The following is a 26476-nucleotide window of genomic DNA, read 5'->3' on the forward strand; positions in this document are numbered from 1 at the left end:
TTCGACACGAAGGCCCGATGCATCGGATCTATGGCCGCCGTCATCCGTCACCCATTTGGCAAACCCCGCATCGTTGACGTGCTTCCGCGGTCCGCCTACAGTCCAATCGAGCCAAACATCGGAGGAATCCGGTGCCGCCGTCGGCAACGAAGCCCAGGAGCACGCATGATCGAGTATCCGCCCGTCAGCACAACGACCATGCGGTGGGGCCCGGTCCGCCGGATCGGGATGGTGGCGGTGGCCTTGGCGACCGGGGTACTCGGAGTCGTTGCGGTTCCGACGTCCGCCCAGGCGGCAGCGGGCGGGACGACGATCTACGTCGCCACTACGGGCGACGACGGCAATTCCGGCACCAGCGCCGACGCTCCGGTCGCGGATCTGGCAAAGGCCCAGCAGTTGGTCAGGGCCGCGCTGCCGACGGCTACCGGAGCGATCACCGTCGAGGTCGCGGCCGGCACCTACTACCAATCCGCACCGCTCGAGTTCGGCCCCGCGGACTCCGGCACTGCCGAGGCGCCTGTCACCTGGCACGCAGCCACCGGAACCACCATCAGCGGTGGGCGGGCGCTGCACCCGACGTGGGCGCCGCAATCTGCCGGCAGCCACGTCATGGTCGCGACGCTGCCGGCCGGACTCGACTTCGACGGGCTGTTCGTCAACGGCAAGCGACAGATACTCGCCCGCTACCCCAACTTCGACGCCGGCGCGAAGCGCCTCGGCGGCTCGACCAGCATCGCCACGCTGAACTCCAGATCGGCGAACTGGTCCGACCCGACCACCGGATTCGTCCGCGGCATGCACTGCGGTGACTGGGGGAGCGTGTCGTTCACCATCACCGGGCGAACGGCCGACGCTCTGCAACTGCACTATGTGGGCGACAATAACCGCGCCCAGGACTGCAACCGGACTCTGCCGTACAACAGCAACGTGGTGATGGCCGAAAACATCAAGGAAGAGCTGGACGCCCCGGGCGAATGGTTCTACGACCACACCGGCGGGCAGCTGCTGTACTACCCGCCCACCGGCACCGACCTGTCGACGGCAACCGTGGAAACCGCCGAACTCAACGAGCTGGTCCGCCTCACCGGCGAATCTGACACCGCGCCGATCCACGACATCACCTTCGACGGATTCCGCTTCGCCGACACCCACCGCACCCTGTTCAACAGCACCTTCGAGGGCCTGGCCAAGGGCGACTGGTCGGTGGTCCGCAAGGGCGCCGTCTACCTGAAGAACGCGGCGAACATCGTCATCGCCCATGCGCAGTTCGATGCCGTCGGCGGCAACGGGGTCTTCATGGACGGCTACAACAAGGGAAACGTGGTCAGCCACAGCACCTTCAGTGGCAGCGGTGCCAGCGACGTGCAGGTGGTCGGCTCACCCGACGCCGTCCGTGAGTACTCCGGCAACTACCACACCCAGATCCCGGTCGCCGATCTGACGGCGGGGCCGGCGTCGGAGAACTATCCGCGGGACATCGACATCACCGACAACCTGATGCAGAACATGGGCCGCTTCGAGGTCCAGTCCTCGGGCGTCAACATCTCGATGAGCCGCGACGTGACCGTCGACGGCAACACGATGAGCGGGAGCCCCCGCGCCTGCCTCAACTTCGAGGACGGCACCTGGGGCGGGCACGTCATCAAGAACAATGATCTCTACGACTGTGTCTCCGGCAGCGGCGACAACGGATCGATCAACGCCTGGGGTCGATCACGTTTCTGGGCATCAGGTTCGGCCGGCAGCAACAATGTGCTCGCCTCCACCGGCCAGCCGATGGACGACGCAACGGCGCGGCAGATCATGAAGCTGGACCAGGTCGAGCCGACCACCATCGAACACAACCGGTTCTGGCACGACGGCGACTGGGCCATCGACCTGGATGATGGAACGTCGAACATGGTGCTGCGCAACAACCTGCTGCTGGACGGTGGCATCAAACTGCGCGATGGCTTCGAACGCACCGTTGAGAACAACATTCTGGTCAGCGGGCACGTCTACGAACAGGTCAGCCACGCCGACGGCGGCGACGTCATCGAGCACAACATCACCCTGGGCGGCACCGCCTACGAGAACACCCAGAACAAGCCGGCCGTCAACAAGTACGCGATCGATGCGAACCTGTTCTGGAACGGCGGTTCGCCGATCGGTATCACCCCGGACAACTCGCACCCTGGGGAGAAGCTGTCGACCGACGGCAAGACCCTGAACGCGGCGTCGTCGTGGGTGCAGGCCGGGATGGACGTCCACTCGCTGATCATCGACCCGAAGTTCACCGCCGACGACCCGACCGAGACCTACGACTTCACCGTCGCCGCGGACTCGCCGGCGATCGGGCTGGGCTTCGTCAACTTCCCGATGACGGGGTTCGGCGCCACCGGAGCGCCGTTGCCGCCGAAGGCGCAGCTGCCGTACGGCGAGGGGAGCGGTCCGGCGGATCCGCTGCTCGTCCAGCCCGAAAAGCTCATGGGCGCAACGGCAACCAATGTCTCCTCGCTGGCCATCCAGTCGTCCCTGGGTCTGACGAACAACTTCGGCCTGTACCTGACGGACGTACCGGACGGCTCCTACGCCGCTGACGCCGGACTGCAGTCCAGTGACGACATCCTGCAGATCAACGGACACGGCGTGACGGCCGACCGGAACACCTTCTGGAAGGTCTACAACTCGCTGGCGGCCGGCGACGACATCAACCTCGGCGTGCGGCGCGGGCAGACCGACATCACCGTGCAGCTGACCAAGACGGATCAGCCGGAGCAGCTCAACAACACCTCCGGCGTCGCCTACACCAACACCGGAGCGCCGACCACCGGCTGGATCTGGCGTGGCGGCAACACCGGTGGCGGCGGGTCGTATCTGGAGGACATCTGGGCCACTCAGAACCTGGGCGATTCCTGGCGTCTGGCGTTCAACGGCACCGGTCTGGACATCATCTCGCAGACCAACTCCGACGAGGGTGACGTCGACATCGCCGTCGACGGGACCTTTTACAAGACAGTGAGTTTCAGAACGTCGACCCGTGTCTACCAGAGCACCGTGCTGTCGATCTCGGGCTTGCCGGCAGGGACCCATACGATCACCGGCACGATGAAGTCCGGCGGGTACATGATCGTGGACTCGTTCCGCACCCACCCAGCAGCCGCGTCCGACACCACCGCGCCCACCGTCACGGTGACCGCTGACCCGCCGACGCCGACCGGCGCCGCCGGTTGGTACACCGGTTCGGTCGCCATCACCGCGACCGCTGCCGACGACACCGATGCTGCCCCCAAGGTAGAGGCGCGGATCGACGGATCCGACTGGGCCCCGCTCAGTGGTCCGGTCGAGTTCTCCGACGACGGCGCCCACACTCTGGACGTGCGGGCCACCGATGCCGCCGGCAACGTCTCGGCCACGACGTCGACCTCGGCGAAGGTCGATGCCACCGCGCCGGTGTCGAACGCCACCGTCGACGCGACGAAACGAACGGTGACGCTGCGGGCCGCGGACGAGACCTCCGGCCTGCTCCGGATCGAATATCGGGCCGCCCAAGGCGCCTGGGAGACAGCCGACGGCCCGATCCCGGCGGGTGCTGGTGAGATGACCCTCGAGTACCGCGCCATCGACCGGGCCGGTAACGCCGAGACCGCCAACACGGTGACGGTACCGAAGGCCGGGCCGCAACTGCTGACGTCAGTCATCGCCGCGACTCCGTCCGCGGTGACCACCAAGGTGGGTAAGGACGTGCGGATCGCCGTCGTTGTCAACGGGTCCGACCGAACGCCGACAGGCACCGTGCGCGCACAGATCGGCTCAACCGTGCTCGGGGAAGTGACGCTGCACCGGGGCAAGGCGCGCCTGGTGGTATCGACCGTTGCCATGCCGCCGGGGCGTCATTCGGTTGATCTCGTCTACAGCGGTGATGCGACCTACGCCGGATCCAGCGACAGTGTGCTGCTGACCTTGAAGGCGGCCTGATCCACCACCACCGAGCCGACTGCGAGCCCGCCGGCCGCGTGCTCGCATGGGCGCCGTCCCGCGACGGTCAGCGGGCGGCCTTCCGGTGCAGTTCCTCGACGCCGGCCACGTACAGGTCGATGCCGCCGCCGTAGTAGGCATCTTCGTCATCGCAGTTCGTCAGCGCTTCCGCGCAGTCCACCAGGTTCGGGAACTGAGCCGTCGACAGTCCGGCGATCGCGGCCGTCTTGGCCGCCGTCTTCGCCGCCCGCTCGTCCTCGTGGGTGTCGATCTCGGCGCCGGGCCGGCCCTGGACCAGCATCACCGCAGTGAACAGCGCCTGCCGGGCGAGATCGGCGGCCTGCCGGACGGAGAATCCGGCTCCACGCAGCGCGCCGAGGGTGCGTTCGGCGAGCAACTGGCCCTCCGGTGACAGCAGGACCCGCGCCATGGCCAGGTCCACCGACCCGGGGTGCCGCCGCAGCACGTCCACCAACGAGACGAGCGCCGCCCGCACCTGGTCCAACCAGTCGGCGCCGGCCGGGGGGATGCTCAGCGACTGGAAGATCCTGTCTCCCATCGCATCCAGCAGCTCGTCCTTGTTCTTGACATGCCAGTAGAGCGCCATCGGGGTGACGCCGAAATCGGTGGCGATCCGCCGGATCGCCACCGCGTCCAGCCCCTCCCGGTCGGCCAGATCCAGCGCGTGATCGATGAGCGACTCGCGGCTCAGCTCGGGCGCAGCGACCGCCCGTCGGGCGCCGCGCGCATTGCTCCGTTTGGTGGACGTTCCCGAAACCATGTTGACAACTGTACACCGTATGGGCTTCCCTTTACGTCGTACATGTACGCCGTACAAGTACACCGTAGAGGAGAGGCAGAAGGAACCATGCGATCGACCTGGACCCTGCTGGCCGTCGGGCTGGCAACCTTCATGACGTACCTGGACAACAACGTCGTCAACGTCGCGATCCCGGCGGTGCAGCGCGACCTGCACCTGACCACCTCCGGCCTGGAATGGGTGGTCAGCGGCTACATCTTGGTGTTCGCCAGCCTGCTGCTGGCCGGTGGCCGGTTGGCCGACGTCTGGGGGCGCAAGCGGGTGTTCATGGTCGGGCTGGCGATCTTCACCGGATCGTCCCTCGCGGCCGGGCTGGCCGGCACCGCCGGTGAACTGATCGCGGCCAGGGCGGTGCAGGGGCTGGGCGCCGCGCTGCTCACTCCGACCACCTTGGCGATCATCTCGGCCACCTTCGAGGCGGGCCGCAAACGTGCTGCCGCCATTGGGATCTGGAGCGCCGTCGGCGCGCTCGCGCTGGCCGTCGGCCCGCTGATCGGCGGCGTGCTGTCGGAATACCTGAGCTGGGAGTGGATCTTCTTCATCAACGTCCCGGTCGGCGTGGCAACCATGGTGCTCGGCTGGCGGGTGATCGACGAGTCACGGGACGTCGACGCCCCGCGCCGGATCGACCTGCCCGGCGTGGTCACCTCGGCGCTGGCCCTGTTCGCGTTGACCTACGCGCTGATCGAGGGTCACGACAAGGGCTGGACCTCGCCGCTGATCCTCGGCACCTTCGCCGCAGCCGCGCTCCTTGGAGTGCTGTTCGTGCGGATCGAAACTGCCTCCGCCACTCCGATGGTCGCGCTGCGGCTGTTCCGTGCACGGGTGTTCACCGGCGGACTGATTGCCTTGTCGCTGTGGGCTTTCGGGCTGTTCGGCATCTACTTCTTCACCTCGCTCTATCTGCAGAACGTGCTCGGCTTCTCCTCCACCAAGGCCGGCGCGGCGTTCGTGCCGATGGCGCTGTTGATGGCGGTCGGCGCGATCATCTCCGAGCGGGTGTCGCACCGGCTGGGTGCCCACCGGGTGGTGTCGGTGGCGCTGGTGTTCATGGGGCTGGGCATCGCGTCCGTCAGCCTGCTCGGCGCCGATGCGTCATTCCTGTCGTTGATGCCGGCCTTCGCGGTGATCGGACTGGCCGGCGGCTTCACCGTGCCGCTGACCGCCAGCGTCATCGACGCCATGCCGATCGCCGAGGCCGGCGTCGCGTCCGGAGTGTTCAACGCCTCCCGCGAGGTGGCCGGTCTGCTCGGAATCACCGTCATCGGCGCGGTTCTCAGCGGTCGGCAGTCCGCCCTGCTGGGTGACGGGTCGAACCCGCTGGACGCCTTCCTCGGCGGATACCGGGCCGGGCTGCTGGTGGCTGCGGCGCTGGTGGTGCTCGGCGGAGTGGCCGCCTACCTCGGGTTGCGGGGAGCATCGCGGGCGTCCAGGGCGGCGGACGTCGACGCGGCGGGTGACGGGGAACTGGTCGGGGTCTGACGGGGCTGGCCGCGCCGGAATGTCACCTGCTGGTGGCAGCCGGCGCGGTCATCCAGATCCCGCCGATGACGGCTCTTGACAGACCCTCGTCGCCAGGCACCTAATAGGTCGAACCGCACCATCGCGGCAGGTAGTCGGGATCGCGAATGTCATGTTGGCGAATCGAGAGCAGATGACCGGACCGATCTACGCCGAGCGGACGCGACCGACTCCATCGACTCCGGACGACGCCAGACCGGCGACCGAGCCGGCAACCGCGACTGCCGTGCAGGGTGGCTTCCCGCAGGTGGTGCCGCAGACGGTCATCGCCCAACCGGGCGGGCAGCCGGCCAGTCACCGCGCCGCGTCGATCGCCGCGCTACGACGGACCAACGGCGTAGCCGAGGCCCAGGAGGACGACGGCGAAGAGGCGGAGACGACAGGCCTGAGCATCGATGGCGACGAGGTTTCCTCGGCGGACATCACCCGGGACTCGGCCTACAAGAAGCGACTCAATTCCATCATCAGCGAAGAGGCGCGGAGCGCAGGTCTGGCGCCGGTCCAGGTGCGGAACGCGCTGGTGGCCATGGCAGATGACCATCAGGAAGTGCACGCCTTCGATACGGCGCGGGAGGCCATTCAGTTTGCCGTGGCCACGACCATCCGGCGCCTGGTGACCAGGGCGCTGGCGGACCTGACGGGCGACAAGCTCAGCAAAGAGGTGATCCTGGCCCGGCTGACGAAAGAGTTCCACGGCACCGATCAACTGCACAAGGCCACCAAGGTTCCGGACTTCGCCGATGCGCTGCTCGAGGCGGTCCGCACCAAACAGAGCACAACCTGGGTCGAGGCAACGACTATCGAGGAGGTGGAGCCGGCGTCGTGGACCAACGACGAGATGCAGCACTGGAACCTTCGCCACTACTCGAGCAAGTTCACCGCGGTCCTCGGAAGGGAGCTCGCCGGCGGCATCTTCGAGATTGCCGACGTCAAGCCGCCGCCCTTCAAGGAATTACTGTCGACGGTCACTCTGGCCACGATGACGGGTTCGGGCCCCTCGACCACCGTCCCGAAGCCGGGCAGCACGATGATGCTCACCTTCACCTCGGGCAGCGCGACGTCGGGTCACACCACCGCCAAGGACTGGCAGCACATCGGGAACATCGGCGACACCTTCTACGGCCTGTTCTACAAGGATCAGCCGGCGACCGGAGTCACACCGAACTTCATCAGGGACGCGGTCTACTACGCCGTGTGGCCGGCCAGCGAGTTCGGCGAGGGCTGGGCCTCGGCCGACTGGCTCGGCACCGCCGCCGACAGTCAGAAGGAGGGCGCCAAGACGCCCGACGACAAGGCGCGGCAGGGACCGATGACCGACGTCATTGCCGACATCTTCCCGCAAGCGACCACTCGTGTGCTCAAGGACGGGAAGGAATCCGTGACGGACCAGGCCACCCGGGAGGCAGCGTTCCGAAAGATGGACAACTTCGAGGTGAAGCAGCACGGCCCTCGACCCGTCGACACCTGGAATCCAGTGTCCTCCAACGTCGACAAGATCAAGAACTGGTGGGTCAATGCCAGCACCGGAAAGATCATCAAGCTGCCATTGCTGCTACCCCCAGAGGCGCGCGCAGCGCTCTAGCAGTTAGTCGATACCGGGGACGTCGTCGGTCGTGGTGGCGCCGCCGATGAGTGGCACTGCAGGTGGCGACCTGCTCCGTCGATCCGAATCGAAGGCGATGCGGTCCCGAGATCGCCACCGCGACAACAACTCCGCCAGCTCGCGGCCGCGACGTTCGGACCGGTTCTAGGTTGCAGCCATCCGGGGCGCAAACATCACTGATGTGGCACCATGGGTGCCATGACCTCGCAGAGATCGGACTTCGCCCCGGCCGCATGACGGCGCCAGGCGCGGATCCGCGCACCAATGTCCTGTTCATCGATTCCCGTCCCAACGGCACCAGGGCCGAGACCCTGATCAGCGTCGACGGCGTCGACCTCCTCGAACTGCAGCGGCCGACCCACCGGCCGGACGGCTCGCTCTATCCGTACGGCCCGTTCGTCTACCTGCCGCCGGATCCGGTGGACTTGCTGCCGCCAGACTCGGCAAACCTGTTGCCCACCAGCGAACCTCACCGGGCGATGGTCGGGATCTGCGGCTGCGGACACGCCGGCTGCGGATCCCTGTGGCTGCAGGTGCGCCGCGACCGCGACCAGGTGATCTGGGAGCCGTCGCGGGAACCGCCGGGCGGGTCCCGGTCGACGATCGACACCAGCTACCGGTTCGAACTGCTGGCCTACCTGGATGCCGTCGACGCCGGCCAACGATCGGTCGCGACCTGGGAGGAGCGGCCGCGGTTGCTCGCCCGGGAGCTACGCCACCGGCGGGACAGCCTCGACGGGCTGACCGTCGGCAGTAGCGTCGACCGAACGGCCGGCGACGTGGTGACGGTCCAGGCGTCGCCGGCCTTCGAGAACATCATCGTGGTGGTGTCTCCGTGGGCCGATCGGATGGAGATCCACCTATCGGTCCCGGACGACCGGTCGGACGACGAGGTCATTCGCGGCCTGCAGCGGCTGGATCCGGATGTCGTCGGACGCTGGCCGTGACGGCGCCGAACCGTGAGGACGCCGCCGGAACGCTCCCTATCGTCGATAAGCCGGCGAAGCAGCGGGCGATCACCGCAGAGATCCAGACCGACCTGCACATCGCCGAGGACCTGGTGCGCCGGTTGTTGCGCCCGCAGCTGGGCGCAACCGCGGACCGGATCCGGGTAGCAGTCGCAGCGGGGGAGGTCGATGAGGCGGTCGATGTCGAACCGGCGGTGGAGCTGTTGTTCGGCCCGGTGTTCCACCGCCGGATACTCCGGACCGCTGAGCTGGATGAGCCTTTCGCCGACGGGATCGTCACCCTGGTGCTCGGCGGATTACGGCCGCGCTGACGAACTTCGCGGCGCTGACGAACTTCGCGGTGCACAAGTAGGTCCCGCAGCCCGTGTGATCAGACGCTGGGCCGGACGATTACCGAGATCAGTGGATCCCATTAGGGTGTCAGACCTGACATCTCTGACGCCGAGTCCGAAGGGTGGCAACTGCCGATGTACCGACTGACCGTGGTCTACGACGAGCCGGCCGACAAGGAGGCCTTCGACCGCCGCTACACCGACGAGCACGTCCCCCTCGTCAAGGCCGTGCCCGGGCTGGGCAGCTTCCAGCTCAGTCACCCGCAGGGCGGCACGCCGTACCTCGTCGCCGAACTGCTCTGGCCCAACGAGGACGCCTACAAGACCTCGGCCGCGACCCCCGAGATGGCCGAGACCCGCAAGCATGCGCAGGGCTGCGGCACGACGTTCACGGTCTACTCCGGCGACGTCGCCGTAGTCTGACCGGCCGCGCCGATCCGTTGTCGGACCAGGGCGGCCCATCCGTGCCATCGCGCGGACAATGCGTCGAACGGTGGTAGCCACACGCCGGCCCGCAGGTGGCCGGTCACGGATCAACCGAAGGGTCCGGCGCGGAGCCGGTGAGGATCGCGTCGTCGGTGCCGAGCAGACGCTGCGGCGCGTCGCCCGCAGCTACGGCCGGCCCGGCGGATTCGCCGGTGCGGCAGGCCTTTACCGCAGCATGCTGACCGAAGGCGAAGAGCTGCGCACCCTCGCCCAGGCCGCGCCGCTGCAGATACCCGTGACCGCCATCGGCTCCCGCAACGGGAGGCCCCGGAGCTGCTCGCGGAGCGACTCATCGACGCATTCGCCGGCTGACCGCGGTTGCCTGGCAAGCTGACCGGATGACGGACTACGACCAGCTCCACCGCGACATCCGGGCGTTCTCGGCGGAGCGGGACTGGGGTCGCTTCCACGACCCGAAGAGCCTGCTGATCGCGATGATGGGCGAGGTCGGCGAGGTCTCGGAACTGCTGCAGTGGCTGCCGGCCGACGAGGCAGCCGCTCTGGTGGCCGACGAACCACTGCACGGCCGGGTCGCCGACGAGCTGGCGGATGTGTTCATCTACCTGATCCAGCTGGCCGAGGTCTGCGGCGTCGACCTGGTACCGACGCTGAGGACGACGCTGGCGTCGTCCGGGTGGAATCATGCGATGAAGTCGCCTCAGGGAGGGTGCCCGAGCTTGGAGGTGCTGCCCGACGCCAATCCGAGCAACTATCGGGCGAGGCTCCGTCGAATCAGAGCCGAGCGCAACGGACTACGCAAGACCAAAGGGCAGTATCATCCGCGCATGAACCTGGTCTTCAACCCGCCGCCTGGGTGGCCCCCGCCACCCGTTGGTTGGCGGCCACCACCTGGTTGGTGGCCGGTTGGGCAGCCGACACCGCCTCCCGATTGGAAATTCTGGGCAGAGAGCTCTGACATTCCGCGGGTCAAGGGCGCAGTGATGAGCCCGCAACAGTTCAAAATCCAAAACCTGACTGAGGGGCAGCTCGACCAGTTGGTCAGGGACTCGGCGGATAGAATTGCCTGGTACTTCTTCGAGCGGGCCGCGGCCATGCAAAGGAATCCATGGATCGTCATGTCAGAGCACGCGAGTGCTATGCAGGCGATTCTGGAACGGATCGACCGTGAAGTGCTTCAGGATCTCGAATCGGCGAGCGAGCTTGACCTGATCGACAATCCTGTGTTGACCGGCCAAGACGCCCGACTGCATCGTCACGACTCGATTGCGACGTTTCGGAGGGACTTCAAGTCGCGGACTCGCCGCCGAGTTAGTGCGCTCGTGTCAGAGTCGAGTGGTCCACCGGGGTCGATCCCCTTTACACCCTCCACGCTGCAGTATCCGGTTCACCAGACCGAGAGGACCAATCAATCAGTTGTGAGTGCACCAACGGGTGTGGAGAACCTTCGATCGGGTACCTCGATTGTCGACTCAGCTGAGATCGAGATCCGTATCGAATTCATTGCGAAAAGCATCAGGCGCCGTTCGGTCCGCTCTGCATGGATCTCCGGAATTGTCTTCGGAGTGGGCGCAGTTTTAACGGCATCGTCCCTTTTGGATAGTAGTCCGTCAGTTGCAATTTTTTGGGGCGCAATCGTATTTGGTGGAATTGCTCTAGTCCGCGCCTTACTGCAGTATCACGCGGCCCGTGCGCATGCGGAAGCGCAAGTTCGGTCTCGTATGCATTGATCGGCGCTGAAGCATTCCATTTTTGATACGCCTAGTTGATCCAGAAGAAGCTCGTGGAGTCGCCGTCATTATTGTTGGCCGCTGGCTACCGCGCGGGTGCCCCATCGCCACTAATCTTTTCGTCAGTCGGGCCGCGAGATCACGGGAACTATGCATGTCGGTCCCGTCCACCGCTTTCACTAGCCTGGAGCCGACCGCTAACAGTCGGTTGAGCACACGGCTTCCCGCCGAAAGCCTCCTCACGGACAGTGTACGGGTTCCGAGAACACGGCTCGCGTCCTCGGTGGTGGAGGTTCGGGCATCGTCGATGCCGCTGTTCTCGGACTTTAGTAGGTACTGCCGATGAATGGCTTTGCGCGTTTGGGATGCACCTATTCAGCATCAAAGACTCGGGGCTGCCTGACGCTAACCTCGGAGGCTATTAGGCAAGAACGGCGACTTGATCGAAATTGACGTCCATAACCGCAGGGTAAGCGGGTCGAGTCTGAGCGCGCGAGGCCGGGCCCCTGTTTCCGCGCCTGTGCGGGAATGCAACCAGAACTGGTCGAGCACAGATGACGTGGGCGGCGAAATCGTCCGGTGGACGTCCCAGCGTATCGAAGAGCATCACTATACCTGCTGTCGGTGGCCGGCGATAGCAGTCGCAATGAATGTGGTTGCCAGAGCGGGAATGGTGTCCGCAAAATTCCCGTCATCTGAAAGAATGCAAGCGCCCAGAATTGCTGCCGCGCGCGACCTCCAGGACGACTCGACTGACGGGCCTTCGCAATTGATCCGCGAGATTGTCCGCACGGCTGCCGAAGCGGACGCCCGACTCGTTCCGTACAAACCTGATCCACACAACGGCCGCGGCTGCGACGGTACGGTGACGCGGAGGGGCGGTGGGTCTACGGCGCGCAGCCTCATCTTGAAGCTCGAGCCAGATCGCGTAGACACGCCCGTTTGGCATCGTAATCTCGGCCAGGCCGTCACCCAGTTGCATCGGGTTGGAGTTGACGCCGATACCTAGTTGCTCGAGCACTGTCGCAACGAACACAGAGACGACGGGCGCCCACTGATCGCGCTTCCTCGCCGCGTCACTCCAGAAAGCATCGTCGGCCAACCCGGCACTAAGCGCGTCCGCGAGACACTCCAGGGTTGCTTGAATGGCTACCCCTGGATCAGAGGTGTTCGCCATGCGGTCCTTCAGCCTGCCTGAGTGTTTCAGAGCAAAGCGGCGGCCGATCTCCAGCCAGGCGACGCGAAGCGCTGGATCGCGGCCGATGTCGTATGGCCTGGATGCTGCGGGCGAGGTCTCGAGAAATTCTGATACCAATGCGGGCCGCGCACGTGCCAGCTCGCGACCTGCTTCGTGTAGCCGAGAAGTTGACACTCTCTCCCTGATAGCACTCCCAATCAGGTCGTTGAGGAACTGGCGATCATCACCAGTCAACTTGGCGGCCGCCCAGTTGTAAAACGACGCGCTGTCGAGCGCATATGACTCTTGCAGAAACCTGCTGGGCACGAGCAAGATGGGCACCTTGTGGAACGGATTGTGGGGGAGTCGATGTGGTTCAGACCGCCAACCCGCTTTCCCGAATGTTGCGTTCGGTACCTCGCTCAGTTGAGTGCGAACGTGGTGTTTGGTAGCGATCCGCTTGGTGTATTCGATGAACCTTTGTTTGAGGATGTTCAGCACCAGATCCGACAATCTGTCCGGTCCGACTCCGTCGGCCAGGATGGTCAGCGACTCGAGGTAGAAGCGCTTGTCCTCAACAAGTCCGGCCGCGTCATGAATTGCCATTGCGATGCTCGATGCCGTGATGGTACCGATGCCACTGCCTGCCGTACCAGCACCCGTGAGTCCTAGGGCGAACTCGCGGGGCTCAGGGAATTGGAGCATCCGTGCCGCCTCGTGGACTAACCACTTGCGTGATGAGGTTGGCGTCAGGACTGCTCGCGTGAAGAATCGCTGAATATCGCCACGTGCGTCAGCCCAGAAGGGATCGTGGTCTCTGAAGACAAGTTGAGGGCTGACGAAGAGTTGAGTATCTCTCGAGCATATCGGGTCATACCAGTCGTCTGTGTCATCACGTTGGATCGCGAACACCTCGCTAAACCTGGCGCTGATGCCCTTCGCTCGGTTCTTCCGGTAGATCGGAGTAAGAGGGATCTCCGGAACCGCGTCGACAAACAAGCGGGGCATCGATCGACTCGCGAAAGGTGGAGTAGGTGAAGGAATCGTAACCGTGGGCTCGGCCGCCGGCGGCGCTGGCTCACGCCCGCTATCGAGTCTGCTCGTAGAGTGGGGCGTTGCTTTCGCGCCAGCTTTATCTGGGTGGATCTCACCAGTGTCGGTGGCCCGTCTGTCACTCGGAGATGGCGAGTCGCCGCTCGGCTCACTGCGGGAGTGTTCGAGCCGAACGACCGCTGAGCGCGCTTGGACTAGCTTGATCGTTAGGCGGTCAAGTGCGCGTCGCTCGAACTCACCGAGAGCACCCGGAAAGATCGCGCGAACTATGTCGTGCGTGCAGATGCCTAGAGTCGTCAGCAGGCTAACTGCGTGCTCATTGGGCAGCGGATCGGTGGTTGAGGTTCGGTAGTCGGCGATAAATTCGTCGAGCGGAGTCGGTGGGTGATCTCGCGCCGCAAATGCGATCAGGGCAGCGTGACCGGCCCTGACATGTTCAAGGTCGGGTTCATTGGTGCGCCGAGGCGCCGAGATGGTCGTCGATTGTGGAGGACGGCGTCGTGGGGGGTGTGGCTTCGGGCGATACCTTTGCCGGGCCGCCAAGTCTGCCAAGTGTTCCTGGGCGGCACGCAGTCGTTTGGAGTCGAGCTGCGCTACAGACCCACGCACGAGGGCGCGAATTGATCTGAGGGTGTATTCGACCTCAATCTGTGGAAGTGGTGCAGCGGTGGAGGAACGGTACGCATCCATGAATTCGCGTAAGGTTCGGGGCCGTCGCGTTGCCTGGACAGCGTTCAAGAGCAGGCGATGTGCTGGAAGCATCGCCTTCGTTACCGCCTGCGCACCCGGCGATCCGTGCTGCGGAGCGCGGGAGCTTCGTTGTTGCGCGGGTGCCGGCGACGCGGTTGGCTTCTTCGAACCCCTGCGGTCCGGCGGCTTGCTACGTCTGCGGCCGGTGCTGGGACTAGAATCGGGCATCGGAGTGGTGGGGCCCTCTCGCGGCGGCGAAGACGGCTCGGCCGGCGTCATATCCTTGGCCGTCATCAGCGACGCACGGATCGCCCTCAGCCTCTGTGTGGCTTCCTGATCCACGGTTCCCCTTACCCCAGCGATCCGAGCCGACTACCAGACATCAGCCGTTCGTCCGAGGACAGCCACGACCTGATCGTCGCGCACGACCTGGTACCCGAACTCGCCCAGGACCTTGACGAGGTTCTGTTCGGACGAGGGTGGGATCTCGAGGTACGGGCCGTTGATCACAGTCTCCTGCTTGGTCGCACCGGTCGCCGCGATGACAGCCTCGATCACGTCACGGTTCGAGAACTCGAGGGTCGTCTGGGTTGGCATGGGCGGCCAGTCGCCGTCCTCGATGGCGCCGCAGTCGGCGGTTGACCAGGGTTCGTCATCGGGATCGTCCCCATGATCGGCCAGGTCGATCGGCAGCGACAGGAATTTCAGCTTCGGCTCGAGTGCTCGCAGGTCGCCAACGGTTCGAGCGTTGATCACGGCCGTCACGTCGTCGGCGGCCCCGCGTGCCCATTGCTCATCGAGAAAGCACAGCGAGTCGTGCAGGGACGAGTGGCCGTACAGGACGGTCGGCTCGGGATGGTCTTGACCCATGGTGGTTCCTCCCCTAGACGGCTGTTGCGGCGAGCATAGGTTCTGGTGCTGACAACGTCAGCCCCTGAACTCAGCCATTCGCGGCTGAGCAGGCAGAGTCAGCTCCCATAGGATCGCGGTGTGACTCAGCCCCGGCCGGCTTCAGGCGAGACTCGCAGCCCAGGCAGCAGCTGAGTGGCTGGATGCTCATTCGCGAGGCGGTGCCACGCCCATCGGCGGCACCGACCTACGCAACGATTTCCTCTTCGAAGGACAGCGCATCCCTCTCGTCGACCAGCAGGGCATCTGGAATTCGGCTTGGAAGTCGGCTGCGTTGACGATTCGAACAAGCTTCAAGGCAGCGGCCAAGGCGACCGCCGTACCAGGACGCACCCCAGAGCCGATCGTCTGCGGCGGTAGAAATGGCCGGGGACGAACTGGATCTGGCGCGAATGCCACCAACCAACGCCGCCGGATACGGCGGGCCCGCACCCGCCGCGCCCAGCAGGCGCCATTCAGGGCACAGCCCGCCCCGAAATCGGAAGACCCGTATCCGCCACACGCTGTCCCCATCGGATGACGCCCGCTTGGGCAGATACGGCCAGAACGGGCGTATGCGCAACACGCGAGATCGCAGCACGCTGCGCCGCCCAATTGCGATAGTGTCCGAAGACACACCGAGCGGGCCAGCCCGTGTTGCTATGCGGTTGCCATGTGACGGAGGGCCGAGACATGACAGAGGTTGATGCGGACGACGAGGCTGTGCGCGAACTGGCGGACGATATCGCCCGTCTCGTCCGAGGCGGTGACACGATCGCGGGGGCCATTCGCCGACTGGCAAAATTTGGTGTCCCGGAGCCAGTCCAGCGTGCGGCCCGAATTCACTACGAGCGCCAGGTCGGGCTCATCCGCGAGCTTCGAGACCCGTTCTCGCTTGTGTCGAACGAGCTGGCGAAGGGCTATTGGTACGATGGACCGAAGGCCAACGACACCTTCTGGCCGGCGGTCAAGGTACGACTGTCGTTGGACAACGATTCGCTGAACGAGGTCGATCGATCTTCGACGAAGGTTGTCGGGCTGCTGCGGCCTCCGGGGGCCGATGTGATTGCCACCCGCGGCCTTGTGCTCGGTTACGTGCAGAGCGGAAAGACGACAAGCTTTACCTCGGTGATCGCCAAGGCGGCCGACGTCGGCTATCGACTATTCATCGTCCTTTCCGGCATTACTGACAACCTCCGCACACAGACCCAGGAACGCCTACAAGAGACTCTCGTCGGTGACCAGCATGCGCGGTGGCACTTGTTGACGGACTTGGAGGCCGACTTCCACCAGCGGGGTAATGCCGCCAATCTGCTCAGCCTGACCGACCAGCGGCTGTTGGCAGTAGTGAAGAAGAACCCATACCGCCTGAAGCGCCTACTCAACTGGCTCGATTCAGCCGGCAAGGACGCCGTCCGAGGGTGTCCGATCATGCTGGTTGACGATGAGGCCGACCAAGCGAGCATTGACGTGGGATCCGCTGCCCGCCGGTCGCGAATCAATGGACTTATCAAGCAAATCCTAGATCAGCCTCGCGCCGCATATGTCGCATATACGGCAACTCCATTCGCAAACCTTCTTATCGACGTCGAGGACGAGAAGGACTTGTATCCGCGAGACTTCATCGTCGATCTGAAGCCAGGCGGCACGTACTTTGGACCGGAGCGGATCTTCGGGCGCGAGCCACTAGATTCCGACGAGGAGGGTGACCCAGGCCTAGACGGCCTAGATATTGTGCGGGCGATCGAGCCCACGGATGTGGGCGAGGTCCAACCGCCTAATGGCAAGGGAGCAGTCGACGTATGGGAGCCGTCGGCACCAGAAAGCTTGGCCGAATCGGTTCGTTGGTTCGTGCTCGCCACCGCGGCGCGGGTTGTTCGGGACGTGGGTACATGGCACTCATCGATGCTCATCCACACTTCGATGTTGGCTAGGGCGCAGGAAAAGCTCGCCGATGTGGTGCGTGGGGTACTCACGGAACTCCGCAAGAGTGTCGAACGGCAGGATACGGTCCTACTGGCCGAACTGCGGAAACAGTGGGACGCGGAAGCCGAAGCGATCCCGCCTGATAGCCTAGGCGAGGTTCCAGTCGCCTGGGACGCGGTGGTCGGGAATTTGCCCCTAGTGCTTGCGACGGCGCGCGTCATCGTTGATAACTATCGATCCGACGAGCGACTACTGTACTCGAAAGCCGAGCCCACCTACGTAATCGCAGTGGGTGGCAACACCTTGAGCCGGGGCCTGACCCTTGAGGGCCTAGTGTGTAGCTACTTCGTTCGTGCAGCGTCGGCGTACGACACGCTGTTGCAGATGGGTCGTTGGTTCGGGTATCGCCACGGGTACGGAGACCTGATGCGAATCTGGATGACGTCCGACCTCGCCAGATGGTTCTTTGACCTCTCGACGGTAGAGGAGGAGGTACGTCGTGACATCCGCAAGTACGACATAAGCGGCGAGGCGATGACGCCCCTGCAAGCGGCAATTCGCATCCGAACTCATCCCGCGATGCGAATCACGTCCGCAGCTAAGATGCGCCATGCAGTTACCGCAGAGATCAGCTATGGGGCCACCAGGCAGCAGACGATTCTATTCAACCACACGGACGCAACTTGGCTCACCGACAACCTTGAAGCCGGTCGGCGACTGCTTGTAGGGGCAGCCGCCAGTGCAGCCGTCGAAGCCACGACCAATCGAGACGGCCGTCCGCTCTATCGGGGCGTCTCAACACATCTCGTGCTTGAGTTTCTGCGGTCGTATCACTTCCACCCTGCAGCGTTGAGCGTCACAAGCGACCTATTGGCCGGTTACGTCGAGCGAGAATTCGCAGCCGGATTCCTAAATAGGTGGAACATTGTCGTCATGGAGCATTCGGACGACTCCAACGGGACGGTCCCCCTCGGAATGGGCAGGGAAGCGCGCCTGATTGAACGCGCCCGGTTGGACATGCCTGGGATAGCGCACGCGAACATCAAGGCGCTCGTCAGCACGATCGATCGCGCGGCCGACATTGATCTTCCACGAATTGAGATCGAGAAGGATGTTGAGGTCGTTAGTGACGCCAACTTGCTTAAGCTGCGGGAGCACGTCATCGGCGACGTCGGTCTCTTATGCCTTTACCCAATTAGCAAAGACTCCCGGCCTAGGAAGACAAAGTCGAAGCCGGGTAGTCGGCAGCGACTTCCGATGAAGGCGGTTGAACATTTGCTTGGCGTGGCCGCGTTTCTCCCGGATTCGCGCGGCAACAGCTCGGTCACGTATATGTCAGCGGACCTGTCTAGCCAGATTCAAGAGGATTTCGAGGGCGAGCTCCAAGAGTTGGACCATGCGGATGAGCAGGCCGGAGCGGACGAGGACCGCGAGGCGGAAGAGGCGCAGGCGATACCCCCAACGGTAGGTGGGGGCTTGGATGACTTCTGACTCTGCAGGTGCCTTCGTATTGCTGGGAGGCTCTACTGCGCGCCGCGACAATCTTCGCATCCGTGATTCGGGCTTGGTGTTGGCTGGTGGACCAGTTGCGCACGCTATCGACTTCGACGGCCGACAGCTATTGCTCATTCCACTGACGGACGAGCAGCCCGGCGTTGATGACGAACTGAGCCGCGGGGTCTCATTGCACACAAGACAGCTGATCGATGCAGGTCAGCGGCGGCGATACCTCTCAGTACGTTGCGAGATCCCAGCACTCGCAGGTACGTTCGCATCTCTTTGCGATGATCTGCTTGCTGCTCTCGCTACGGATTCGGACGACCCTGCAGGAGCGAGTTTGGGGATTATTGGCAAATGGCGGGACCTGCTGGGGCAATCCCGGACGCAGTTGCTCTCCGAGGGACAGCTGCTCGGAATTCTGTGTGAATTGCAGTTCCTAGAACAGCTAGTCCAACTTGCTGCCCCAGAAGCTGCCCTCGCGGTCTGGACGGGTCCGGGCAGTGAAAGGCAGGATTTCATGTCGTCGTCAGTTTCGGTAGAGATTAAGGGATGTGGCCTCCGCGACCGTATTGCTGTCGAGATTCACGGCCTCAGGCAACTGGAAGAACCGACGGACGGGCGCCTTTTCCTCTGGGTCCAGCATGTCGAGCGTGTGAATGACGACGGAGATTCAGTCCCGGATGTGATCGGAAGGCTGGATTCTGCCGGTGTGAGCCGACACGCAGTACTGAGCCTGCTTGCAGGAGTCGGTTACGAGTCTGCTGATGAGGACGCCTACCGATCCGTCCGTTTCGAGCTCTTGGACCGACGTGCATACGAGATCACCCCATCATTTCCCCGCCTAGTACCGGCCAACCTGACAAATCCGGGTAACGCCGACCGCCTGCTTTCGGTGCGCTACACACTCGACCTCACTGACCGAAACGCTGAACCGAGACCCATGGAGTATCCGATCGACGTAGTGAATACCCTTGCGGAGGCGATCCGATGAGCCTGCATCTCCACTCCGAACAATACAGGCCCGAAGGGAACATCGATGCCCGGGCGGCCCGTCGCGCGATCGGGCGTCCTCACCTCGACTTCTGGGAGGTGTTTTTCCGCGAGACACTGCAGAATAGCTGGGATGCAAGGCTTCCAACCGCGCGCGCGGTCAATTACGATGTTGCAGGATTCTTCGCCTCAAATAGTCAGGTCCGTGCGCTAAGGAACGAGGTATTTGCCGACGAGCCACCTGATCTCGGAATTTGGGAGATGTTAGACACAGGTGAGGTGCCGATGCTCGTAGTGACGGACAGTCGAACCAAGGGCCTCCAGGGACCGACTCGTGCCGACCTCGCCACAGATGAGCCTACGGATTTCGTTGACTTCGTCCGAAACATCGGACGAGCTCACGATAAGGCAATCGGCGGCGGGACATACGGATTTGGCAAGGGCGTACTGTACGAGGCGAGTGTCTGCTCAACAATCGTGGTGTTCACGCGCACGACTGCACGCGATGCAGCCGTGTCCCGTCTCATCGGGATAGGTCTGGGCGAAAGCTACGACCAAGCAGGGAAGCGCTACACCGGCCGCCACTGGTGGGGAGTTCCAGGAGACTCGAGTGCAGCGGAACCTCTGACCGGGCCCGAGGCGGAGGCACTCGCAATGCGGATAGGGATAAATAGAATTCCGGCCGACAGTTCGGGAACAGCCATCGCTGTCCTTGGTCCAGTCGCAGAGAACGGTGAGACCCTAGACCTGATCGTGAACAACATTGCTAGTGCAGCGACGCACTGGGCTTGGCCGCACATGATCGGCAGCGGTGCCGGAGCCACCATCAAGTTCACGTTCGCGGCCAATGGCGAGCCTGTTGACCCACCCTCGCCCGCTACGCATCCAGTCTACAGACATTACGCGGGCGCCTATCGTCGGGCGACGGCGATTCTCTCGGGACAGCGAGTGGCCCCGATGTGGCCCTGGGAGGATCGCGAGATGCGTTCCGAGCGACCCCGCATGGATCTTGGCGTTCTTGTTTACAAACATGTACAGCGTGAACAGTTTCAATCGACGGAGACGGATTTCGATCTGCCGATCGATAACATCGCGTTGATGCGCGACCCGCGATTAGTGGTTCGCTATTTAGACGTCCCTCGAAATGCGCAAGGACTCGCCACAATCGGCGTATTTGTTGCGGACGCATCCATGAACGAAAGATTCGCGCAATCGGAGCCTGTCGCGCACGACGACTGGGCGCCCGAGAACCTGCGCATGGAGAAGTACGAACGCAATCCTGTGAAGCAGGCACTGGAGAGGATCCGCAAAGTGTTTCGTACCGCCCCTATTGCCACCGTTTCCGATCAGGCTGATGAACAGACGGCAGGCGTTGTGCGGTTGGCGAACACGCTCGGTGACCTCTTGGCTGGAATCGCACCCGCTGTCGATCCCCGACTCTTACCGATGGAGAGGAACCTGTCTGGGCGCACGGGCGGTGATGGTGCCGGCGATGGTGCAGCCGCGAACCGCGGCACCGGTAGCGGGGTAGCCGACGGGAAGGGTGCGAGGGGTGGACGCCGACGCTCCGAGCCGTCCGCAGTAATTGTGAGTACCCCGAGGCTAGCCATGCTGGGCGATAGACTCGCAGCCGTCTTCAGAGTCCGGATCGAGCTGCCGGCGGGTAAATCCGTTGTTGTGACGGCAGAGCCACGTGTCGTGTTGGAGAGCGGAGGAGCGGAATCTGTCTCCGACCGTCCAGCCGGCGCCTCAGTACCTGTGATCCTAGGCTGGGCGACCGATGGCGGACCCCCGTATGGCGGTTCCGCCTTTTCACCCGAAACTGCCGGGGAATCGCTCGTAGACCTATGGGTCAGCCAGCCCGCTGACACAGCAATCACCGTCTTGCTTCATGCCCATGAGAAGCGTGTCGTGTGAAGCCGCCGGTGAGCCTAGGTTATCTCCGGCCGCGCGAGGGGGTCATTAGGGCACTCAGCTGGCTGGTCTCGGACGGGAGCGGGGACACCAGTGATCTGCCAGAGTCAATGCCCAACTGGGACTATCAGCAGCCTGTGCATCTCGTGAGCATCGTTGAGGCGAATCTCGCGGCGGTGCTCGCTGATTCGGACCTTCCCGCGACGGCGGCGATACGCGCACACATGCAGTGGCACGCCACGGGCACGGGGCTTCGAGGCGCCGGCGCTGCAGTCGACTTGGAGGACGGTTCGACCACGATCGACCTCAGGCTCCCCGGAGATCTGCTTGGCGGAACCTTGAACCTAGAGATCCGAGTCGTGCTGGGTTCGCTCGGTGGGCCGGCTGTATCGCCCTACTCCGCACAGCGGCCTGGCGCCATCCTGTGGACAACGGGTCGCAGGACCCACCTCGAGGGAGTTGGCACCAGGTTCCCGGTCACTCAACTCTCGTTCGCCAATACAGGAATCGCTGGAGGCCGCGGTGCTGCGTGGTGCTTACACCTCGAATCGGCGGATCTCGTCGATTCAGCTGCGGGCAGTCTGCGGTTGTTTGTCAACACCGATCAAGAACAAGTCCGGGAGTACATGCGCCAGCACGAGTCACCGGCGGCAGTACAGTTCACGCGAAACCTTCGTTTCGCCGTCCAAAGGCATCTCCTAGCAATCGCCTGTGAACACGACGAGCTAGACATCGCGGCGGACTATGAGGCAGGTAGCCTAGGCGAGTTCTTGGCAGCACTCGTTCGCCAACTGTTTCCGGGACGAGATCTGTACTCGCTTCAATCGGATCTGCGCCGCAACCCAGGTGAGTTCGAGGCAGAGCTTCAAGCTCTTACCGGATACGTGCCATGAGCGGCCTCTTCTACCCGCGACTGCCAGATGCCGTGGCAGCAAGCGTGCTCGCAGAGCTGAGCGGACTGCAGCATGCCGACCTCATGGAACGCTCGGCGCTGGCCCACCGAGCGAGCTACTTCTATCCGACGCGAACTGCGGAGGTCACGCTAGCGAACCTTCGCGAGCTGCAAGCAGCCGTCCGCGAGGTCGCGGTCGACTGTGGCTACCCGACTAGCGGTGGAAAGGGCACACCAGCGCTGCGCGAGTTCGACCAACGATGCTGCAGACTGCTGTTTGAACGGATGGACATCGTCGTTGCCGACGCGGCGAGTGACGAAGTATGGTCGTTCTTGTCCTTAGTGCTACTGCCCGATGTTGCTTTCTGGCGCTTCCCCAACCAGCGAGAACGTGAGGACTACGAACGGCTACTAGGCCGACCGCGGAATGTGTTCCGTCGCCTGTGGTGGCGTGCTCACAATATCGGGACTGAGCTCGGCCCCCAGCTGCTCGAAGATGAAGCAGTCGGCATCCTCGAGCGATCGACCATCGGCGGCAACCCCGTCATCGCGCGGGGCATTGCGAGCGAGCACTTACGACGGGTCAAGAGCGACGTCACCGTCCAACGGACCGAGCTTCTTCGGGATGTCATGAAGCGTATCCGCCGGATCGCGGCGATCGTGTCGCTAGGCGGCATCGATCCGGCAGACTTGGAGGCACTCATTTCGGAGGCGTTCGACGCGTCGACCGCTGCGCTGGCGGCGCCTGGCTAGCTGGCGGCCGAGAGCCGATTGGCGGGGTCGCGGTGGGTTGCTCCGCCATATGTCGGTCACCACTCCTACACTTCGCTGGAGGAGTGATCGATGACAAAAGACCGACGACCCGGCGTCCAACTGGTCCGGGGCCCGTTCGTCCGGCTTGAACCGAACGAGCGGCACTGCGAGACGGCCGAAGGCCTTTCTGCGTTGTGCCGTGACCTACGCACCGACGAGTCAGAGCCCTTGCTCGCCGCCGACCTGTTCTCAGGCGCTGGGGGCCTGGGCCTCGGACTTGAGGCGGCTGGCATCCGAGTTGTGATCGGCGCCGACCATGACAAGGAAGCTCTGGAGACCCACCGCCACCACTTTGGTGGGATGGCGCTAGACTGGGACCTAGGGGATGCGAATATCGTCGAGAAGGTCGCGGGGCTGATCCGCGACAACCAGATTGACGTGCTTGCCGGTGGTCCACCGTGTCAGCCGTTCTCCAAAGCCGGACGCTCGGGCATGCGTTTCCTCGTGCGCGAAGGGCTGCGCGACCCTCACGACGAGCGCCGAGACCTGTGGCGATCTTTCCTAGAGATCGTGCGCCTGGGTGAGCCCCGCGCTGTCGTCATGGAGAATGTCCCCGATATGGCGCTTGACCGCGAGATGTTCATCCTGCGGAGCATGGTCTTCGAGTTGGAGCGACTTGGTTACACTGTTCAGGAGCGCGTGGTCGAGGCTTGGCGTTACGGCGTTCCACAGTTCCGTCAACGGCTCATCCTTGTCGCTGTTCGCGGGGGAGCCCCGTTCGAATGGCCGGTGGAGGAACCACGAAAGGTAACCCTTGCGAACGCCATCTCGGATTTGCCGCCGGTAGCGGGCGGCTGGCGGCCGAACGGTGGCGCCGATGGGTGGGCGAATTACGACGGACCTCGTACTGCGTTCCAGCGGTCAATGCGGGAAGGCGTGTGCGGCGAAGACGAACGTAAAGTCTTCGACCACATCACCCGGCCAGTCCGCGAAGACGACGAGCGTGCATTCGAGCTCCTCGACTCGGAGAGCCGCTATTCGGACCTGCCTGACGAGCTCAAGCGATATCGGGACGACATATTCGACGATAAGTACAAGCGCCTCGCGGGCGATGACGTGTCTCGGACCATCACGGCGCACATCGCCAAGGATGGGTACTGGTACATCCACCCAGAGCAGAACCGGACCCTCACGGTGCGCGAGGCCGCCCGGGTGCAGACCTTCCCGGACTGGTTCCGGTTCGCCGGCCCGCCGTCGGCGGCATTCAAGCAGATCGGGAACGCCGTCCCGCCGCGACTCGGCTTCAGTGTCGGGCGCGCCGTGCGAAAGAGCCTCACGACCCAAGCCGACCGCCCGCCATCAAGCGAGCAGATCGGTAGTTCGCTCGCATCTTGGTTCCGCGAGGTGAATCGGACATCGTCGCCGTGGCTCCACAGCACATCACCGTGGCATGTGATTCTCGGGGAGCTCGCATTCGATCGGGTTTCGACGCTCACCGCGACGTCTTTATGGCCACTTATGGAAAGGTTCACTGAGCCGGAGGACCTAATCCGCGAACCTGAGAGGCTCGCAGAGATTCTCTCATGGATCGGACGGGAACGGCGCGTAGAGCAGCTGATCACCGCTGCGCGTGTGATCGCCAGTGGGCCCGATCTCACAGACGAACGGCTGGACGAACTCGCGGCGGAAGGCGTGGTACCTGCGGGCGTCACCGATTTGGCGCGTCTGGTGACGACCGAGGGAGAAGAACCGGTCGTGGTGACCTCTGGAGCTTTGCGCATTGCGAATCGATTCCAGGCCAATCCGCTTGGCCGCAAGAACCAGAACAGCGCCGGTCGCATCGCGATCTCGAAGATGATTGGTTACGGCCCAGACGCGAAGTTTGCGCAACTCGCGCTGTTGGAACTGGGCACCGACGTCTGCCTCCCCGTCAACCCGATATGTGGCGTGTGCCCATTGGAGAAATGGTGCCGGTCAAACCAAGGGCCGGCTCAGAGTCCGAGCGACGTGGCAAGGTCTGGGTGACGCTGCCGGAGGGTATTCAGCGCCTCCCTGAATACCGGAAGGTCCTGGGACTCAAGGAGTGCCGCCTTCAACGCGACTCCAACCTCGCGCAGTGCGACACTATCGGAGGATGCAGACTTCGGACTCGACCTCGGTGAGTCGACATCAGATGGTGACTGTCGATACGCGGCGTCCGCTCGAACACATAGGTCGTGAATGGGGCGTTCCAGCATGTTCTTCAGCGTTGCCGGAAGCACCACGCTCATCTTTGCAACGTTAATCTGGAACGTCTCGTCGAGGTCCGTGTCGAAGTCGATTGAGGCACGCGCCAGCTTCGTGTGTTCGTCGATACCGCGCAATCCGTTCCAGCCACCGAATTGCACGAGGCGGTTAGCGCGGTAAATGTAAAGACCCTGTTGACGGTTCCACTTGAGAGGTCCAGACATGTGCTCGAATCGTTCAGGCGTCGAGAACTTATCGCGAGGCGGCAGTACGTAGCCACGAAACGCGATATCGGACGATCCGTCTTCGAGCTCGAGCTCGAAGATCTCCGGTTCGAGAGAGATTGTATTCTTCTCGTCCCCTGCAAACGGGTCCCACGGATCCAGCTTCTCGTCGTTGACCGAGATTGTCACCGGTTCGGTGCCGGTCGAACCGGCGATGAACCTGTGGAAGACCATACTCAGGTGTTCAGCGGTCTTCTTGGCGAGGGACGCCATGCGCCGACGGCCCCACCCGGATTCGGCGTAGCGATCAGGCAGCACACGGTCAAGGTTCTCCCAGACTACGACCGTCCCTGGGCGCTCCTCGAGACGATTGAGCGCAGCTTCAATGCCTGGGCCGCCTTCGTCAGCTAGCACGGCCCATGCATCGACCCGTTCAACGTAGTCCAGATCGATCGTGCGGACAGTGCATGTGCGCCGAACCGGCGTGTGACGGCTGACGACGCTGAGTCGCCGACACTGCGAAAAAGACCCAGTCTTCAGGCCGAGCCCAAACCTGCCGAGCTCGTTGGGCGCGTAGTCGCGGCGGCTGCCAAACCGTAGGGCCTCCAGCATCGCTGCGGGGGTCATTCCCTCGCCGTCGTCCGAGATCAGCACATAAGATGCGTTCGGGTCGAAAACGAGCTCGACGTCAACTTGGCTCGCGCCGGCAGCGATCGAGTTGTCGACGAGGTCCGCAACAGCTGTGTGGAAGTCGTACCCGATGTCGCGTAGCGAGCCGGTCAAGCGTGCCGCAGACGGCGGTATGTCGAAGTAGCTCCACTGGCTGGCCAACCGGAACCTCCCTGGGGGAATAATGACATGGCGACCC

Annotated in this window: 17 protein-coding genes; 13 read left to right on the top strand and 4 right to left on the bottom strand. The window is 63.7% G+C overall.

Annotated features, from left to right (window positions below; all coding sequences use genetic code 11):
• The first annotated feature begins 165 nt into the window (after nt 1–165).
• On the top strand, nt 166–3957 hold the full coding sequence (locus K340_RS28860) for an OmpL47-type beta-barrel domain-containing protein (RefSeq protein WP_051265669.1): 3792 nt from the start codon (nt 166–168) through the stop codon (nt 3955–3957).
• A gap of 67 nt (nt 3958–4024) precedes the next feature.
• On the opposite strand, the gene K340_RS28865 is transcribed toward K340_RS28860, so the two are convergent.
• Entirely contained in the window at nt 4025–4738 is a 714-nt protein-coding gene (locus K340_RS28865; protein ID WP_051265671.1) for a TetR/AcrR family transcriptional regulator, read from the bottom strand.
• A gap of 87 nt (nt 4739–4825) precedes the next feature.
• On the opposite strand from K340_RS28865, the gene K340_RS28870 reads away from it, so the two are divergent.
• The 6 genes from K340_RS28870 (at nt 4826) to K340_RS36590 (ending at nt 11375) form a co-directional block, all read left to right on the top strand.
• Entirely contained in the window at nt 4826–6259 is a 1434-nt protein-coding gene (locus K340_RS28870; RefSeq protein ID WP_037363608.1) for an MFS transporter, read from the top strand.
• A gap of 172 nt (nt 6260–6431) precedes the next feature.
• Nucleotides 6432–7880, top strand: coding sequence for a hypothetical protein (locus tag K340_RS0109805; RefSeq protein WP_154674162.1), 1449 nt, complete (start codon nt 6432–6434; stop codon nt 7878–7880).
• Nucleotides 7881–8134: 254 nt separating this feature from the next.
• Nucleotides 8135–8848 (top strand): hypothetical protein, encoded by a 714-nt coding sequence (locus K340_RS0109815; protein ID WP_029136585.1) that lies wholly within the window; start codon nt 8135–8137, stop codon nt 8846–8848.
• Nucleotides 8845–9180: a TetR-like C-terminal domain-containing protein gene (locus K340_RS28875; protein WP_051265673.1), complete on the top strand. Its 336-nt coding sequence runs from the start codon at nt 8845–8847 to the stop codon at nt 9178–9180. Before K340_RS0109815 ends, K340_RS28875 begins: the two co-directional genes overlap by 4 nt.
• 156 nt (nt 9181–9336) lie before the next feature.
• Entirely contained in the window at nt 9337–9624 is a 288-nt protein-coding gene (locus K340_RS28880; protein WP_051265675.1) for an EthD family reductase, read from the top strand.
• A 401-nt stretch (nt 9625–10025) separates the two neighbouring features.
• Complete coding sequence (locus tag K340_RS36590) at nt 10026–11375, top strand: nucleotide pyrophosphohydrolase (protein ID WP_211229355.1); 1350 nt, start codon at nt 10026–10028, stop codon at nt 11373–11375.
• Nucleotides 11376–12066: 691 nt separating this feature from the next.
• On the opposite strand, the gene K340_RS0109835 is transcribed toward K340_RS36590, so the two are convergent.
• Both K340_RS0109835 and K340_RS0109840 read right to left on the bottom strand, forming a co-directional pair.
• A complete protein-coding gene (locus K340_RS0109835) occupies nt 12067–13560 on the bottom strand; it encodes a hypothetical protein (RefSeq protein ID WP_029136586.1) in 1494 nt (497 codons plus the stop codon).
• Between the two features lie 1107 nt (nt 13561–14667).
• The gene (locus tag K340_RS0109840; RefSeq protein WP_029136587.1) at nt 14668–15165 is read right to left on the bottom strand and encodes a hypothetical protein; all 498 of its coding nucleotides are present in this window, start codon (nt 15163–15165) and stop codon (nt 14668–14670) included.
• A gap of 711 nt (nt 15166–15876) precedes the next feature.
• Here K340_RS0109840 and K340_RS28890 point away from each other — a divergent pair.
• The 6 genes from K340_RS28890 to dcm all read left to right on the top strand — a co-directional run bounded on the left by K340_RS28890 (nt 15877) and on the right by dcm (nt 25183).
• On the top strand, nt 15877–18600 hold the full coding sequence (locus K340_RS28890; RefSeq protein WP_084614242.1) for a Z1 domain-containing protein: 2724 nt from the start codon (nt 15877–15879) through the stop codon (nt 18598–18600).
• A complete protein-coding gene (locus tag K340_RS35055; protein WP_084614231.1) occupies nt 18590–19600 on the top strand; it encodes a PD-(D/E)XK motif protein in 1011 nt (336 codons plus the stop codon). The genes K340_RS28890 and K340_RS35055 overlap by 11 nt, the downstream gene beginning before the upstream one ends.
• Nucleotides 19597–21516: a hypothetical protein gene (locus K340_RS35795; protein WP_154674163.1), complete on the top strand. Its 1920-nt coding sequence runs from the start codon at nt 19597–19599 to the stop codon at nt 21514–21516. The genes K340_RS35055 and K340_RS35795 overlap by 4 nt, the downstream gene beginning before the upstream one ends.
• On the top strand, nt 21513–22406 hold the full coding sequence (locus tag K340_RS0109850; protein WP_029136588.1) for a hypothetical protein: 894 nt from the start codon (nt 21513–21515) through the stop codon (nt 22404–22406). The genes K340_RS35795 and K340_RS0109850 overlap by 4 nt, the downstream gene beginning before the upstream one ends.
• On the top strand, nt 22403–23158 hold the full coding sequence (locus K340_RS34100; RefSeq protein ID WP_029136589.1) for a DUF6339 family protein: 756 nt from the start codon (nt 22403–22405) through the stop codon (nt 23156–23158). Before K340_RS0109850 ends, K340_RS34100 begins: the two co-directional genes overlap by 4 nt.
• 90 nt (nt 23159–23248) lie before the next feature.
• Nucleotides 23249–25183, top strand: coding sequence for a DNA cytosine methyltransferase (gene dcm / locus K340_RS0109860; RefSeq protein WP_029136590.1), 1935 nt, complete (start codon nt 23249–23251; stop codon nt 25181–25183).
• Here dcm and K340_RS0109865 read toward each other — a convergent pair.
• A complete protein-coding gene (locus tag K340_RS0109865) occupies nt 25150–26439 on the bottom strand; it encodes an ATP-binding protein (RefSeq protein WP_029136591.1) in 1290 nt (429 codons plus the stop codon). The two genes, dcm and K340_RS0109865, sit on opposite strands and share 34 nt — an antisense overlap.
• Nucleotides 26440–26476 lie beyond the last annotated feature (37 nt).

It is taken from the genome of Nakamurella lactea DSM 19367, from assembly GCF_000426645.1.
In the GTDB taxonomy this organism is placed as follows: domain Bacteria; phylum Actinomycetota; class Actinomycetes; order Mycobacteriales; family Nakamurellaceae; genus Nakamurella; species Nakamurella lactea.

Excerpts from the sequence above, each read along its gene's own strand:
- K340_RS28860 (WP_051265669.1), top strand. The coding sequence starts at position 166 with ATGATCGAGTATCCGCCCGTCAGCACAACGACCATGCGGTGGGGCCCG.
- K340_RS28865 (WP_051265671.1), bottom strand. The coding sequence starts at position 4,738 with ATGGTTTCGGGAACGTCCACCAAACGGAGCAATGCGCGCGGCGCCCGA.
- K340_RS28870 (WP_037363608.1), top strand. The coding sequence starts at position 4,826 with ATGCGATCGACCTGGACCCTGCTGGCCGTCGGGCTGGCAACCTTCATG.
- K340_RS0109805 (WP_154674162.1), top strand. The coding sequence starts at position 6,432 with ATGACCGGACCGATCTACGCCGAGCGGACGCGACCGACTCCATCGACT.
- K340_RS0109815 (WP_029136585.1), top strand. The coding sequence starts at position 8,135 with ATGACGGCGCCAGGCGCGGATCCGCGCACCAATGTCCTGTTCATCGAT.
- K340_RS28880 (WP_051265675.1), top strand. The coding sequence starts at position 9,337 with ATGTACCGACTGACCGTGGTCTACGACGAGCCGGCCGACAAGGAGGCC.
- K340_RS36590 (WP_211229355.1), top strand. The coding sequence starts at position 10,026 with ATGACGGACTACGACCAGCTCCACCGCGACATCCGGGCGTTCTCGGCG.
- K340_RS0109835 (WP_029136586.1), bottom strand. The coding sequence starts at position 13,560 with ATGCCCCGCTTGTTTGTCGACGCGGTTCCGGAGATCCCTCTTACTCCG.
- K340_RS0109840 (WP_029136587.1), bottom strand. The coding sequence starts at position 15,165 with ATGGGTCAAGACCATCCCGAGCCGACCGTCCTGTACGGCCACTCGTCC.
- K340_RS28890 (WP_084614242.1), top strand. The coding sequence starts at position 15,877 with ATGACAGAGGTTGATGCGGACGACGAGGCTGTGCGCGAACTGGCGGAC.
- K340_RS35055 (WP_084614231.1), top strand. The coding sequence starts at position 18,590 with ATGACTTCTGACTCTGCAGGTGCCTTCGTATTGCTGGGAGGCTCTACT.
- K340_RS35795 (WP_154674163.1), top strand. The coding sequence starts at position 19,597 with ATGAGCCTGCATCTCCACTCCGAACAATACAGGCCCGAAGGGAACATC.
- K340_RS34100 (WP_029136589.1), top strand. The coding sequence starts at position 22,403 with ATGAGCGGCCTCTTCTACCCGCGACTGCCAGATGCCGTGGCAGCAAGC.
- dcm (WP_029136590.1), top strand. The coding sequence starts at position 23,249 with ATGACAAAAGACCGACGACCCGGCGTCCAACTGGTCCGGGGCCCGTTC.